This is a genomic window from Humidesulfovibrio sp., assembly GCF_035560995.1.
Taxonomy (GTDB): domain Bacteria; phylum Desulfobacterota; class Desulfovibrionia; order Desulfovibrionales; family Desulfovibrionaceae; genus Humidesulfovibrio.
On record NZ_DATMYK010000223.1, the window covers coordinates 1 to 14,647 of the forward strand.

The 14,647-nt window shown below is 63.7% G+C and carries 9 protein-coding genes; 5 read left to right on the forward strand and 4 right to left on the reverse strand.

Annotated features, from left to right (window positions below; genetic code table 11):
- The 4 genes from VN419_RS08860 to VN419_RS08875 form a co-directional block, all read left to right on the forward strand.
- Positions 1 to 321, forward strand: a 321-nt coding sequence (locus tag VN419_RS08860; protein ID WP_325646616.1) for a chromate resistance protein ChrB domain-containing protein, incomplete at its 5' end; no start/stop codon positions are given.
- A 2-nt stretch (positions 322 to 323) separates the two neighbouring features.
- The gene (locus VN419_RS08865) at positions 324 to 884 is read left to right on the forward strand and encodes a ferredoxin domain-containing protein (protein ID WP_325646618.1); all 561 of its coding nucleotides are present in this window, start codon (positions 324 to 326) and stop codon (positions 882 to 884) included.
- Positions 885 to 900: 16 nt separating this feature from the next.
- Complete coding sequence (locus VN419_RS08870) at positions 901 to 2,127, forward strand: MFS transporter (RefSeq protein ID WP_325646620.1); 1,227 nt, start codon at positions 901 to 903, stop codon at positions 2,125 to 2,127.
- A gap of 9 nt (positions 2,128 to 2,136) precedes the next feature.
- Positions 2,137 to 2,970, forward strand: a complete 834-nt coding sequence (locus VN419_RS08875; protein ID WP_325646622.1) for an HDIG domain-containing metalloprotein — start codon at positions 2,137 to 2,139, stop codon at positions 2,968 to 2,970.
- 246 nt (positions 2,971 to 3,216) lie between these two features.
- Here the strand turns inward: VN419_RS08875 and VN419_RS08880 are convergent, their stop codons facing one another.
- Together VN419_RS08880 and VN419_RS08885 are read right to left on the reverse strand one after the other, a co-directional pair.
- On the reverse strand, positions 3,217 to 3,726 hold the full coding sequence (locus VN419_RS08880) for a tetratricopeptide repeat protein (RefSeq protein ID WP_325646624.1): 510 nt from the start codon (positions 3,724 to 3,726) through the stop codon (positions 3,217 to 3,219).
- A 96-nt stretch (positions 3,727 to 3,822) separates the two neighbouring features.
- On the reverse strand, positions 3,823 to 11,562 hold the full coding sequence (locus tag VN419_RS08885) for a PAS domain S-box protein (protein ID WP_325646626.1): 7,740 nt from the start codon (positions 11,560 to 11,562) through the stop codon (positions 3,823 to 3,825).
- A gap of 277 nt (positions 11,563 to 11,839) precedes the next feature.
- Between VN419_RS08885 and VN419_RS08890 the strand changes: the two genes are divergently transcribed.
- Positions 11,840 to 12,823 (forward strand): alpha/beta hydrolase, encoded by a 984-nt coding sequence (locus tag VN419_RS08890; RefSeq protein ID WP_325646628.1) that lies wholly within the window; start codon positions 11,840 to 11,842, stop codon positions 12,821 to 12,823.
- A gap of 82 nt (positions 12,824 to 12,905) precedes the next feature.
- Here VN419_RS08890 and VN419_RS08895 read toward each other — a convergent pair whose 3' ends face one another.
- Positions 12,906 to 13,676 carry a flagellar motor protein MotB gene (locus VN419_RS08895; protein WP_325646630.1) on the reverse strand — a complete coding sequence of 257 codons (771 nt, stop codon included), beginning with the start codon at positions 13,674 to 13,676 and terminating at the stop codon, positions 12,906 to 12,908.
- On the reverse strand, positions 13,663 to 14,520 hold the full coding sequence (motA, locus tag VN419_RS08900; protein ID WP_325646632.1) for a flagellar motor stator protein MotA: 858 nt from the start codon (positions 14,518 to 14,520) through the stop codon (positions 13,663 to 13,665). Before motA ends, VN419_RS08895 begins: the two co-directional genes overlap by 14 nt.
- Positions 14,521 to 14,647: the final 127 nt, after the last annotated feature.

Consider the following 14,647-nt stretch of genomic DNA (forward strand, 5'->3'; position numbering starts at 1 on the left):
GAGTTCGTGTCCTTCGACATGCCGGGCGCGGATTTCACACATCGGGGCGAGCTGGTGACATTTGAAACCATTGCCGCCGACTTCGGCATCCGAGACGTTGCGGTGCGCCGCCTCATGGGCATCGTGAAGGCCATCGACCTGGCCTCGGATATGCTGGAGGAAACGGGTGAGGATGGAGGATTGCCCGCCGAGGCCCGCGCCGTGAAGGACGTGCTCGACGGACTGATCAAGATTTCCAAGGACGACAATGAACTGCTCGAACGGGCCATGCTGCTCTTTGACGCTCTGGCCGCGTCATACACACCAAACACAGGAGCTTGAAAATGAAGGACATCAGCATCCACGTGGCCGGACTCATGGCCGCCAGCGCGCGCACCGCCCCCAAGGCCGGCGGCAAGGACTTCCTGGAGATTGTCGTGGTGAGCGACGAGGGCGACTTGAAGGCCATCGCGTCCAGGATGGCCGAGTACGCGCCGGAAAGCACCAACGAGAGCTTCTGGCGGCGCGACGCCGAGAACATCGCAAACGCTCACGCCCTGGTGCTTGTGGGCCTGTCCAAGACCGTTGCGGCAGGCTACGATTGCGGGGCCTGCGGCTTTTCCACCTGCAAGGAATTCCTGGCGGGCCGCCAGCATGCGGACAAGGCTCTGGGTTATTCCGGCCCGCACTGCGCCATGCGCATGATGGACATAGGCGTTGCCCTCTCCTCCGCCGCCAAGACAGCCAGCCTCTTGAATGTGGACTGCCGCGTGCAGCAACGTGTGGGCGCGGCGGCGCGGGCGCTGGGCTTCATCAAGGCCGAGGTGGCTATGGGCATCCCGTTGGGCGTGTACGGCAAGAGTCCGTTCTTCGACCGCAAGGCCGCCCCGGCTCCTGGGCACTAGGCACCGCGAGGGCATCATGCATCCCCTGTCAGCCTTGACCGGTCTGAACGCCGTGGGCTTTTTGGCCCGTTTCTCCTACGCCTTGGCCCGCAACCCGGTGCTGCCGCTCTTCGCCCTGTTCCTGGGAGCTGGGCCGGAGGCCGTGGGTCTGGCCGTGGGCGTCTCCACCGTCACCGGCATCTTCTTCAAGATGCCGGCCGGGGCGATGAGCGACGTCATCGGCCGCAAGCGGACCATGCTGGCCGGCCTGTTCGTCTTCGGTCTGCTGCCCTTCGCCTATCTCTTCATCTCCGACTACCAGGCCCTTGTCGCGGTGCGCTTCATCCACGGCCTCGCCACGGCCATTTACGGTCCCGTGGCCATGGCGGTGGTGGCGGAAATGGCTGGCGAACGCCGCGGCGAGATGCTCTCCTGGTTCTCCTCAGTGATGATCGTCGGCACGCTCCTGGGCGCACCCATCGGAGGATGGATGCTGCATCACGCCGCCGGCGCTCCGCCCCCCGGCCTGTGGGACTTCCGCATGGTCTTCCTTGCCAGCGGCGCCGCAGGTATGGCTGCCCTTCTGCTTGGGTTGTGGCTATTGCGCGGACCGGAGCCGCACGCCTCCTCCGGCGCCAGCCTGTCGGAACGCCTTGCCACATTCCGCCAAGGCCTCCGCGAAGTGATGGCCGACCGGCGCGTGCTGCTGACCTCAGCCATGGAGGGCGTACAGAACCTGGGCATGGGCGCGCTGGAGGCCTTCCTGCCCATCTATGCCGTCACCCGTGCCGGCCTGAACGAGCTGGAGGCGGGCATGCTCTGGGCCGTGCAGATCGTCATGACCATGCTCTCCAAGCCCATCCTTGGCCGCCTGGGCGACAGCCACGGACGCAAGGCTCCCATCGCCTGGGGCCTTGCCTGCTGCGCCGTTGGCCTGGCTGCCGTGCCCTGGCTGTCGGGTTTCTGGACCCTCTCTTGCGCCGCCCTCATCTTCGGACTGGGAGAGGCCCTGGTGACCTCGTCTTCCGCCGCCCTGGTGGCAGACCTGTGCCGCAAGCGGCACTATGGGGCGGCCATGGGAACCTTCGGCACCATCTTCGACGTGGGCCATGCCTCCGGTCCCATCCTGGGCGGTCTGCTGGTGGCGGCTCTGGACTTCCGGCTGGCCTTCGCAGCGCTGGCCGTGGTCTTGCTGGCGGCAATCCCCGTGTTTTTGGCCGGGGTGAGCCTGGACGAAACAACAGAACGCCCGTCCGGGGCTTAGGAGCACAACATGGGCAAGGCAGTGACTCCGCATGAACTGAAACTGAAGCTTGTTTCTGGTGCACAGCCCCTTCTCCTGGACGTGCGCCGTGCCGAGGACCGCGACAAGGGAGGCGAAGGCCTACCCGGGGCGCAGTGGCGCGATCCCGCGCAGTTGGACACTTGGGCCGAGGGCATTCCCGCCGGAAGCGAGGTGACACTCTTTTGCGTGCGCGGCGGCGGTGTGAGCCAAAGCGTGCAGGCCGCCCTGGAATCGCGCGGCGTCACGGCCCGCTACATTGAAGGAGGCATCGCAGCATGGAACGAGGCGGAGGGTCTTCGCGTCGACCCGGACGTGAGGCTTTTGGCGGAACAAGGCGTAGGCGAGCGCGGGCAGTACCATGCGGTGCAGGTGGCATCCATCGCGCTTGCGGTCGCAGGCGCCCAAAATGCGCCAGTGGACCTGGTATTGGTCCGCCGCGGGGCGCTGTTGCATGATCTGGGCAAGGTTCGCGACACAGGAAACCTGCACGGCGTCGCTGGGGGTGAAATGGGCCGGGAATTGGGTCTGCCGGAGCCGGTCATCGCTTGCATCGAGAAGCACGTACGCCACGGAGTTCCCGAGGCCGAGGCCGCAGGCTACGGCTTGCCTGTGCGCGACTATGCCTTCGTCCGCGTGGAGGAGCGCATCGTGTCCTACGCCGACAAGCTGGCGGACATAATGGAGGCTGGGCTGGCCGAGAGCCTGGCCGATGCCCGCGCGCGGTTGCCGGAAATCCTGGCCGCCAACCCTGCGCTCGCCAAGGACAAAGCCACCGAGGCGCGATACGTGGCGAGTTGGGGAATGTTAGAGGACCGGGGATGAGTGGTCAACGCCGGGCAGTGCTGTGCCGCCCTTGTCAGTTCTCTCCGTCTTGCAGGGCACTCCCAGCGGCAAACGGCTTCAGTTGCCATAGACGCCGGGAAGGCGCCGCGTCAGGAGCCATTCCCCGCTCTCAAAAACAATGTTGGAATCCCGCACAGCATGCAGATTCCTCAACACGCTCAGGCCGCGTGAGCAAATCGCAGGGGTTGCGAAAGTGACGGATGCCGCCCGACAGCCGCAGGTACTCTAAAAGGTCGGCACCCGCACCCGGGGGTCCTGATCCAGCGCACGCCTTGCGTCCGACTTGGCCTGGCTGACGTTGCCCAGAGCCTTGTGGACAAAGGCACGATTGGCGTAGGCCGCCGCGGAGTTCGGCTCCAGGCTGATGGCCCGGTTGCTGTCCTCAAGGGCTCGATCGAGCTGGCCAAGGGCCCTGTATGCCACGCCACGCAGATAATAGTTGTCGGCGTCACCCGGCTTGAGCTTGACGGCCTCGTTGATGTCATCCACGGCGCGCTGGTGCTGGCCAAGATGCATGTAGGCCACGGCCCGCTGCTTGAGGGTGGTCGCCTTGGCGGCGGCGTTCAAGCGGCCTGTTTCAATACAACTGGTGAACAGCGTCACCTGGGCCTGCGGACTGCGGGTCACCAGGGCCTCCTCGCAGTCCTCCGGCAAGGCCTGGGCCTGGGCCTGGGCGCTGAGCAAGGACATGAGCAGGCAACAACAGATCGAGATGGAGATGGAGCGGATGCGCATGGGGATTCCCTCCGTGTTGCGGTGAACCCACGGCAAGAGATTGCACCATAGCACTAGCGCAAGAGCGAGGGCAAGAGGGCGCCCCCCCCTCACGCGCTAATGGCGCGTGCGTCGTCCGATGCGCTGCAAGGCCTCCCGCAGGGGCTTTTCCTGCACCGGCTTACTCACGTAGTCGTCAAGCCCCGCTTCCAGGAACTTCTCCTTGTCGCCCGCCAGCGCGTAAGCGGTAAGAGCGATGATCCACACGTCCGCAGCGCCGGCGGGTGCGGCAAGGGCGCGGATCTGTTCCGTTGCCTCCACTCCATTCAGTTCCGGCATCTGGATGTCCATGAGCACGCAGTCGAAGAAACCTTCGCGCACGCGCGCCACGGCCTCGCGTCCGTTGTTTGCGCTGGCCACGGTATGTCCCATGCGCCGCAACATGGTCGTAATCGCCATTTGGCTGATGGCTTCGTCTTCCACCACGAGTATATGCAGCGCCTCATCCAGATGCCCCTGGACCGCGGGCGTCTCGGCAAGCGGGACAGCGCCCTTCACCGGCACACGCATGGGCAAGTGCAGATAGATTGCCGTGCCCTGCCCCAGCATGCTGTCCACGATGATGTCGCCATCCATGACCTGCATGAGACGCTTGACGATGGCCAGGCCAAGCCCGGCGCCTTCATACTTGCGCGTATACGACGCGTCGGTCTGGGTGAAGCGCTGGAACACATGGTCGATCTTCTCGTCCGGGATGCCGATGCCCGTGTCGCTGACGCAGATGTACAGGTGGGCCCAGCCTCTCTTGCCCGTGAAGGGCCGCGACCAGGCCGACACCGATACCGATCCGGCCAGCGTGAACTTCACCGCGTTGCCCACGAGGTTGAACAGAATCTGCCGTATGCGGGCCTCATCCCCCACAAAAGAGCCGGACATGCCGGGCTCCATGGTGCAGGAAAGCTCCAAGCGCTTGCTCATGCAGGCCATGCTGAAGACATTGGACACGGATTCGAAGATGCTGTGCAGTTGGAAGGGCTCGCTCGTCAGTGTGATGCGCCCGGCCTCCATGCGCGAGAAGTCCAGGATATCGTTCAGCAGAGACAGGAGTCTGCGGGCCGCGTCATAGGCCATGTGCGAGTAGACGGACTGCTCGTCCGGCGTCGCCCCGTCGCGCAGGAGCTGGAGCATGCCGAGCACCCCGTTCAGCGGCGTGCGGATCTCGTGGCTCATGTTGGCAAGAAACTCGCTCTTGGCCTTGTTGGCGGCCTCGGCCGATTCTTTGGCGGCAAGGGTGACGCGCTCGGCATGCTTGCGCGCCGTGATGTCCTCGCTGAAGCAGACGATGCCGCCCACGCTGCCGGAGTCCTTGAACCAGGGGCGGATTTCCCAGCATATCCATTGGACCGTGCCATCCGCCCGGACAAAGGCGTCCTCATCCAGCCGCTCCACCTTGCCCGCCATGCAGCGGCGATGAATCTCCTTCCAGCGTTCCGGAACCTCAGGGAAGATTTCGTAATGGCTGCGGCCGATGAGCTGCGTGTCGCCCAGACTGTAATCGTCGCTCCAGCGCCGGCTCACGGCGATGTAGCGCATCTTGGTATCGAACATGGCGATGGAGGCTGGCGCGTGCTCCACAAAGATGCGCAGCTGCTCCTCCCGTTCGGCCAGGGAACGGCGCATGCGGTTCTTGTGCAGCGCCTCGGAGATGGCCACGGCCAGCGTCTCGGCGATTTCCCGGTCCAGGGCGTCGTAGCCGCCCGGTTTGTTGCCCAGGCCCAGCATGCCCACAACCTTGTCGCCAATGAGCAGGGGCACGCCCAGGAAGGCCGTAAGCGGCGGATGCCCGGTGGGCAGGCCGTACCAATCTTCATGCGCGGGCGGATCATTCGCCAGCACGGAGTCCGCGCTCTGGATCACCGCGCGGTACAGCCCGCGTATGGGGAACTTCTTGGGCTGAAGCCGCTGCTGGCGCTGCTTTTCCAGGTATACCGTGCACAGCTGCCAGCCGGGATCGCTCATGGCGAAGAGCTCAAGCATGCCGTCGGCGTTGATTTCGCCCAGGTAGCCGAAGGCGCTGCCGGTCAAGCGCTCGGCGATCTCCAGGCAGTCCCTTCCGAGCTTCTCGTCCGATTCGCTGGCAAGAGCCGTGCGGAAGATGCTGTTGATACCCTCCTGCATGGCGCTCTTACGTTGCAGGCGTTCCTGGGCGTTTTTGCGCTCGGTCACGTCCTGCCCGTAGATGTTCACGTAGCTCTCGTTGGCCACGGGAACCACGTCCATGTTGATGACACGCTCGCCCAGGCTGACCTCAAACCCTCTGCGCGCCTTGGTGTTCATGGCGCTTCGCACATGCTCCACATACTCGGCGGGGAAGGGGTCGCCCACGGCCATGGACCGGCTTTCCAAGAAGGGCATGCTGGTCCTGTTGGCGTGGGTGATGCGCAGATCCGGCCCGATGCGCATGACCAGGGAAGGATTCTCTTCAGGGAATTTTGCCCAGCTCTGGCCCACAAGCTCGGCCTGCTTGCGGTCCGTTATGTCGCGGTTGCTTACCCGCCGCCCTAGAGAGGCCCCCTCCGGACTCGTCAGCTCCACACAGTGATGACTGATCCATACTTCATGGCCATCGCGGTGGATGATGCGGAAGTCCACATTGGTGGCGTTTTGCCCTTGCGCCTTGGGCAACAGCAGATGTCCGTCATACAGCTCCCGGTCCTCCGGATGGACGATGCGCGTCACCAGGTCGGGGTCGGCGTGGAAGTCCGCTTCGGAGTAGCCGGTCACCCGCAGGCACGAGGGTGAGACCCAGACGAGCTTGCCTGCGGCGTTGCGCCAGTACTCCCAGTCATAGGTGTAATCGGCCACGGTGCGGAACTTCAGTTCGTTTTCGCGCAGCGCGTCCTCTGTCCGCCTGCGCTCGGTGATGTCGAAGTAGCTGGCCAGATAGCCCTCGCCCACGGCGATACCGGTGATGATCACGATACGGATATCGCCGTTTTTGCAGGTCACGCGGTATTCTCTCGGCTGCACGATGCTGCCGTTTTCGCTCTGCTGGCGCATGGCCTCATCCCAGGTGGCGCTTATCTGCTGGCGGTATTCGGGATCTGGATAAGCCAGGCGCCGCCAGTCATCGATGGTCGGGATGTCTTCGAGCGTGTAGCCGAAGGTGGCGCTGAAGCGACTGTTCACCTCCAGCACCTGACCTGTGATGTTCACAAAGGCCAGCGGCACGGGCGAGAGGTCGAAAAGGTCGCGGAAGCGCTGGCCGCTCTTGCGCACAAGCTCCTCGGCCTGCTTGCGGTCGGTAATGTCGAGCACGATGCCCAGGTAACGGGTCGCACGCCCCAAAGCGTCCATGTGCGGCTGCCCGCGGGAGAGCAGCCAGCGGACGCTCCCGTCCTTCGTGTTGAGGCGGTACTCCACTGAAAGCGCTGACTCGCTGCGCACCGCGTGTTCCACAGCCGTGACGGCGGCTTCCCGGTCCTCCGGCAGCACGCTGGAAAGCCAATTCTCGTAATTGGCGGCATGGACCTCCTGGTCCAGACCATACAGGCGGAACAACTCCGGGGACCAGATGTTCTCGTTGGTGGCGAGATCCCACTCCCAAAGCCCCGAATTGGCAGCCTCAAGAGCCATATGCAGCCGGCTGGCGACGGTGACGAGGTTCGCATCCGCCAGGGTCTTCTCCGTAATGTCTCGGGCCACGATGACGCACAGCTCCTGCTCGCCGCGCTCGTTCAGCACTGGCTGGCCGGAATAGCTTACGATTCGGTCCAGTGCGACGTCCTTGCGGATCAGCCGGTACTCCTCGTTCAACAGGCTTTCGCCGCGCAGCACGCGCACCAGCGGCCACTGCTCAAAGGGCAGCTGCGTGCCATCCAGCCGCCACAACTCGAACCTGTCGACATAAAACGGCAGCTCGCGCTTCATCTCCTCAGTGTCGGCAAAAAGATTGTTGCGGGCATGGGCCTGGTTCACCAGGACAAACTTGCCCGCCATGTCCGTCACCACTATGCCATCGGAAACCGCCTCGAACACAGCTGCGAACTGGGCGCGGCTGCGCTCCACCTCCAGCAGGTTGCGTTCGCGCTCCTCTTCCATGCGCTTGCGCTCGGTGATGTCGCGCCCGACGACAACGGAGCCGACTATCGCTCCGTCTTTGTCGCGGATGGGACTGAAATTGTAGCTCCCTACCCAGGTTTCTCCGGTGTCCTTGCGCCGCAAGCCATACTCGACGTTGCTCAAGGCCTCGCCGCGCAGGGCGCGGGAAACGGCCCACTGCTCCACCGGGGCAAGCTCGCCATTGGGGAAATACACGTCCAGCAAATCGGGATACTCGGAGAAGGTCTTGGCGCACTCGCCCTTGTTGCTGAACTTGTGGAAGGTGGCGAAAGCATCGTTGAACTGGATGAAGCGGCCATGCTCGTCGGAGATGAACACGGCGTCGGCCATGCTGCCAAGGGCCGCCTCCAGCTTGGCCTGGCTTGCGCGCAGTTCCCGCTCCAGGCGCTTGGGGCCGGTCATGTCCAGGGCGTAGGCCACGCGGGAAACAGGCCTGCCCTCATCGTCCTTGAGTATGGTCAGTTCGAGCAGCACGGGGAACGTGCTGCCGTCCTTGCGCATGTGCACGGCCTCCATCACGCCGTGACCGACGACTTCAATGCTCCCGAAGCGTTCCGGCAACTCGGCGCGCAGTTCGGGCGGGAATACGGAGAATACGGACCGGCCGATCAGCTCCTCACGGCTGTAGCCGCGCTGGCGGGCAAAAGAGGGGTTCACGTCCACAAAGGTGTTGTCCGACACGCGAGAGATGGCGAGGCCGAAGTCCGCGCGCTCGAATACATTTTGCCAGCGCTGGGCCTGATGCTGGGCGTTCTTCAGATCCGTCACGTCCAGGAAGACCCCAACGGCGCCGTAGATTTCGCCCAGCAGGTTGCGCAAGGGAGCCGCGTTGCCCAGTATTGTGCGCGTCTCACCATCGGCGAACACAAGGTCAAGCTCCTGCCCCACCACCTGCTCACCCCGGGCGGCGCGTTGAAGAGGCAGTTCATCCGTGTCCAGCTCGCGCCCGGCCAGCATCGGGGTATAAGGCACGGCCTCGTCCGCCTTGCTCACATTGGACCCGCGCTCCATGCGCAAAAGCTTGTAGCTGGCCTGGTTCCCGGTGATGGAACGGGCTTCGTTATCACCCGTAATCCAGACCGCGGCGGGCGTCTGTTCCATGATGGCTTCAAGCTCGCGCGTGCGCCGCTCAGACTCGTTGCGCGCCAGCTCGAGTTCGCGGGTACGCTCCCGCACCAGGCTTTCAAGCTCCGCGTTGTCCAGGCGCAGCACTTCTTCGGCTTCCTTCAGCCTGGTGATCTCGGTATAAGTGTGAACCGTGCCTTCCACCTCGCCGCGGGCGCTGCGGTACGGGAACACGCGCTTCAGGTAGCTGCGGCCTTCCTGGTTTTGCACTTCGCGCTCAAGCCGGCGAGAATCGCGCAGTACCTGCTCGGCGTCGGCAAGCAGAAAATCATCGTGCACGCGGGCCTTCACCTCGCTTATGGGCCTGCCCTGATCCGCCACGGCCAGGTGGAAGACCTCCGCGGCCGAGGGCGTGGCGCGCATCAGCCGCATGCGCCGGTCCAGAAACACCGTGGGCACGTTGGTGCTGCGCAACAGGTTCTCCACAAAGCCGTGAGCCTGGGCCAGCTCCTCCACCTTCACGGAAAGCTCTTCGTTCAGTGATTGCAGTTCCTCGCGCGAGGCGTCCATCTCCTCGTTGGAAGACTGCAGCTCCTCGTTCATACTGATGAGTTCTTCGTTGGAGGCGCGCAGTTCTTCGTTGAGGTTCTCGTACTCCTCCACGGCCCGCTGGAGCTGATCCTGCGTCTGCTGCAGTTCGTCCTCGTAGCGCAGCACGAGCCCGCTTTCCGTCAGGGGCTCGCACACGGCGGAGCGCCCCTTGCCATGCTCCGGCGTGCCGGGCTTGAAAATCACCAGAAGCGACTGCAACTGCCCGGCTTCGTCTCGCACGGGGTCGACGCACAGGTCCACCCAGCGCGGCGGGGTGTCGGGCAGGCGCACCCCAACAGCCGTCGCGGGCTGGCGCGAATTGATCGCGGTTTGCAGCGCCGTGCGCAGGTGCAGGCGCAGCTCCTTGCGCACCAGTTTGAGCAAATGAAGGCTCGGCTCACCCGTCGGCAGGGAAAGAAAGGGCGTGGTGTCCCCGGTGAGGTGCAGGACGTTGAATTCCAGGCTCACCAGCGCAGCCGGCGGATCGTAGTGGCGCAGCAAGGCTTCCGCCGTGGCCGTGGCCGGGCTCTTGGGCCGGCCCGCGCCGGGCTGTTCTGAAAATTCCGTCAAGGAGAGGGTGCGGCGCAGAGTCATGGCCCTGTGCAGGGCCGGCCGATCCGCGCTGGAGCGGCTGCGGTAGAGCCGCCACTTTTTGTCCAGCACTTCCAGTTGCAGGCTGCCCACATCGGCCGTTTCCGCCGGGCCGAGAAACAGGAAGCCCCCAGGGTCGAGCGCCCCGGCGAGCAGCGCCAGAGCCTTTTCCTGCTGCGGCGGAGTGAGGTAGATGAGCAGGTTGCGGCAGAGCACCAGGTCCACATGCAGGAAAGGCGGATCCTGCAACAGATTGTGGTGCACGAAAACAATGCCCTCGCGCAGGTGCGGCTTCACTGTGCAGTCGCGCGCGCCGCAGTTGAAATGGTGCGCCAGGCGCTCCGGCGAGACACGCAGCAGGCTGCGCAGGGAATATGTTCCCTGCCGCGCGGCGGCCACGGCCTCCTGGGCGATGTCCGTGGCGAACAGCTTGAACCCGCAGCGAATGCCGGACTGCTCCATGTACTCGTCAAGGAGCATGGCCACGGAGTACGCCTCCTCGCCGGTGGAGCAGCCAGCCACCCAGACGCGCAGGACGTCCGCGCAAGTGCGGCCCGCGAAAAGAGCGGGCAGGACCTTTTCACGCAGCAGGCCAAACGCCTCAAAATCGCGGAAAAAAGCTGTGACTCCGATGAACAGGGACTTGAACAACAGCAGCCGTTCCTCGGCGCTGCCCTCCAGCTCCTTCAGATAGGTGTCGAGCCGCGCGTGCCCGGTAAGCAGCCTGCGCTTATTGATGCGTCGGGCGATGGTGCTTTGCCTGTAGCCGGAGAGATCCTGGCCGGTCTGCTGCTGGATGATCTCGAGGATCTTCGGAATCAGGCGCGAACGCGACGGGCAGGCCAGCCCCTGACCGCAGGCCAGATGCGCAAGCCGGGCGCCGAGTTCCTCCGGCGACAGCACTGCGTCGGCCATGCCGGTTTCCTGGGCGCTGGCCGGCATGCTGGACTGTATGGCCGTGTCCGGGTCCTGCACCAGCACAAGGCCGCCCGCCCTGGACAGGGCGATGGCCCCGGCGGCGCCGTCGTTGCCCGCGCCGGAAAGGACGAGGCAGGCCGCGTTGGATCCCTGGTCACGCGCAAGCGCGGAGAGAAAACGGTCGAAAATCCTGTAGTCGTGGTCTGGCGGGGGCGGCAAAAGCCGCAGCACGCCCCCCTCGATGCCGAGATCATGCCCGGGCGGAATGGTGTACAGCATTCCTGCCTGCACAGGCGTGGGCTCGTCCACCACTTGCACCGGCAGAAAGGTGAAGCCCGTGAGCACCTCGGCCAGATGGCTGACGCTTTGGGCCTGCTGATGGGTGATGACCACTAGGGCTGCATTGGGCGCTTCCGTGATGTTGCGCAAAAGAATGCGCAGGGCTTCGATGCCACCGGCGGAAGCCCCGATCGCCACCACGGCGAAGTCCAACTGCGGTGTGCCGTTTTTTTGGCTTTTGGAGCGACGCTGCCGTTTATCTGCGGATTTCGACGTGGACCGTCCGCCCATGCATGCTCCTCAGTCTGGGCTCACCCTGTGCCGCTCGCTCCGCCACGTGGCAGGACACAACACAAAGCCAATTCGCAACATATATCATGTACGCAGAAATGTTCAACCCCAATCCGAGAAGCCAGTGGTGACAAAGCCGCGCGAGCACTACAGGGGAGAAGGGACATGCGGAGAAGGCAGAACCCGCGCCGCCCCCCCTCTGGACAAGCCCCAGTCAATGGGGCTATGGCCTGAAACGGTGAAATGACATTCGATACCGAGTTGAAAGGAGCCATGCATGTTCTTCATCACCAACAGGGCGTTCGTGGAAGGCAACAAGACCACGGAGATGCGCAAGGTCAGTTTCGATCTGGACAATAACGAAGCCGGGCAGTCGGTGTTCTTCTGCTGGCGCGATGACGCCAAGAAGGCGTGCGTTGAGCTTGGCAGCGAAAATTTCATGAAGGCCCTGCGCAAGTCCCCGGCGCGGCAAATCCTGTTCTACATACATGATTCCGCCCAGCTGCCGGAGGAACATGTGTTCCCCGTGGCCGAAAAGCTCCAGAAGATGTTCGATGACCAGGACAAGGGCCTTGTGGACGTCGTGCCTGTCATCTGGCCCTGCGACAACGGCCACAGCCCCATGCGGGACTTCCACGAGGATCAGATCTCCGCCGAGGCCAGCGGCGTAGCTTTTGCCCGCGCCTTTGAGAAGTTCCTGGTCTGGCGCGAATCGGTCAAGACGGGCGAAGCCCCGTGCCTGAAGCGCATGAACGTTCTGGCGCATTCCATGGGCAACCGCGTGCTGCGCCAGGCGCTTTCCTGCTGGGCCAACTATCACCGCAAAGGCCAGGTGCCGCTGCTCATGCGCAACGTGTTCCTGGTCGCGGCCGATGTGTTCAACGAATCCCTGGAGCACAACCGCGACGGCCGCTTCATTTGCCACAGCGCCCGCAACGTGGTGGTCTACTACGCCGCCGATGACCGCATCCTGGGCGCGGGCAGCGTGGGCGCCCTGGGAGCCGATTCGGCCTCGCGCCGCCTGGGCCATACCGGGCCGGAGCACTATTCTCTTACTCCCAAGAATGTCTACACCGTGGACTGCGACGACGTGAACAACAAGTACGATCGCCCCAACGGCCACACCTACTTCCTTACCGACGAGAAGAACGAGCCCGGCAAGGTGTTCCTGCACATGTACGACGCAGTGAAAAAGGGGCGCATCCAGGGGCACGACGACCACCGCGCCGTGGTGGTGGACCTCAACTTCCGCTCCTGCTAGACCGCACAGCGGCATAGACCCAAGAGACAAAAAAAGGCGCCTGCGAGGGCGCCTTTTTCGTGGGAAACTTACGGCTGGCAAGCTACCAGGTCTCTGCCTCCGGGCTGTGGTAGTAGAACTCCACGCGGCGGTTCACGGCCCGGTTCTCCTCGTTCATGGCAGGCACAAGCGGACGGCTGTCGGCGTAGCCGGCGGCGCGCAGGCGCGTGGCCGCTATGGCCCCGTTGCCCTTGGCCAAGACGTAGCGCAGGGATGCGGCCGCACGCGCGGCCGAAAGCTCCCACTTGGAGGGGTACAGGCCGTTGCCGTTCTCCGTGTCGTCGGTATGGCCGCGGATGACGAGATTGACCTTCTGGTTGAGCAGGATACTGGTCACGCCGTCGAGGATTTTTGCGGCTTCCGGCTTGAGCACGGCCGAATTCTGGGCGAACATGACAGAGTTGTTCACCTGCATGAGCACGCCCGCGTTGTCGGAACTGATGCCGGAGTTGCTTTGCAGTTCCTGGTTCTGGGCCAGCAGTTCCTTCACCAGCAGGGCAACCTCGTACTTCAGCTTGTCCTGCTGGGAGAGATTCATCTCCGGGATGCCCATCTTGGCGTCCTTGGGGATGAAAGCGGTTGCGGTGACGGACATCTTGACGGCTTGGCCCTCTTTGGCGTCCTTGAAAACGATGGCCAGAGACTCCTTCTGCTGGGGCTTCAGCGCCGCTATGAGCCACAAAAGCAGAAAAAAGGCCATCATGGCGGTCATGAAGTCGGCGAAAGCCACCTTCCAGGAACCTCCATGGTGCCCGGCGTGACCATCAACCACCTTCTTGATGATTATGGTGGTGCCGCCCTTATTTTTGGCCACCCTTCAGGGCTCCTTCCAATTCTTCGAAAGTGGGGCGGGCATGACCGGAAACCGCGCGCCGCGCGGCCTCCACGGCCAACATGGGAGGAAAGCCGGAGGCGAAGCCCACAAGCCCGGCCTTGACCACCTCAAGCATGGAGTGCGTCTCCTTCACCTGATACTCGAGGTTCTGGGCCATGGGGCCCACGAACCCGTAAGACAGAAGAATGCCGAGGAAGGTTCCCACCAGCGCCGCGCCGATGGAGTGGCCCAGCACTTCGGGCGGTTCATTGATCTTGCCCATGGTGAGCACGATGCCCAGAACCGCGGCCACGATGCCCAGGCCGGGCAGGGAGTCGGCCACTTTGTTCAAGGCGCCGGGAGCATTTGACTCGTGTTTGTGCGAGGCGGACATGTCGATGTCCATGACGGCCTCAAACTGGTGCGGCTCAATGTTGCCGGCCAGCAGCACTTTGAAGTTGTCGCAGATGAAGTCGAGCACTTCGTGGTTTTTCAGGATGGCCGGGTAGCGGGTGAACACCGCGCTGCCATCGGGCTTGCTCACGTGCTGCTCGATGGACACGATGCCGTCGCGCCGGGCCATGTTCATGAGGGTGTAGAGCACGGAAAGGATGTCGAGGTAGGCCTGCTTGCCCGCCTCCGCCGCGGTGAAGACCTTGAGGGCCTTCTTGATGGTGCCGAAGATGACGCTCTTGGGCGAACCGATGCAAAAGGCTCCAACGGCCGCTCCGCCGATGATGAGCAGTTCGATGGGCTGCACAAGCACGCCAAGGGGGCCGCCCTCCAGCGCGAAACCGCCGATCACGCAGCCAAGCACCACAAATACGCCGATGATCGCAAACATATGACTGTACAGCTCCTGATGAATCTGCCGGTCGGCGTACGCAGCTCCGGCCCGGTTCGTTGGCGTGGTCGTGACGACCAGAAATGATTATTGAATCAAGACGAGCCCATTTGTAAAGCTTTCATTC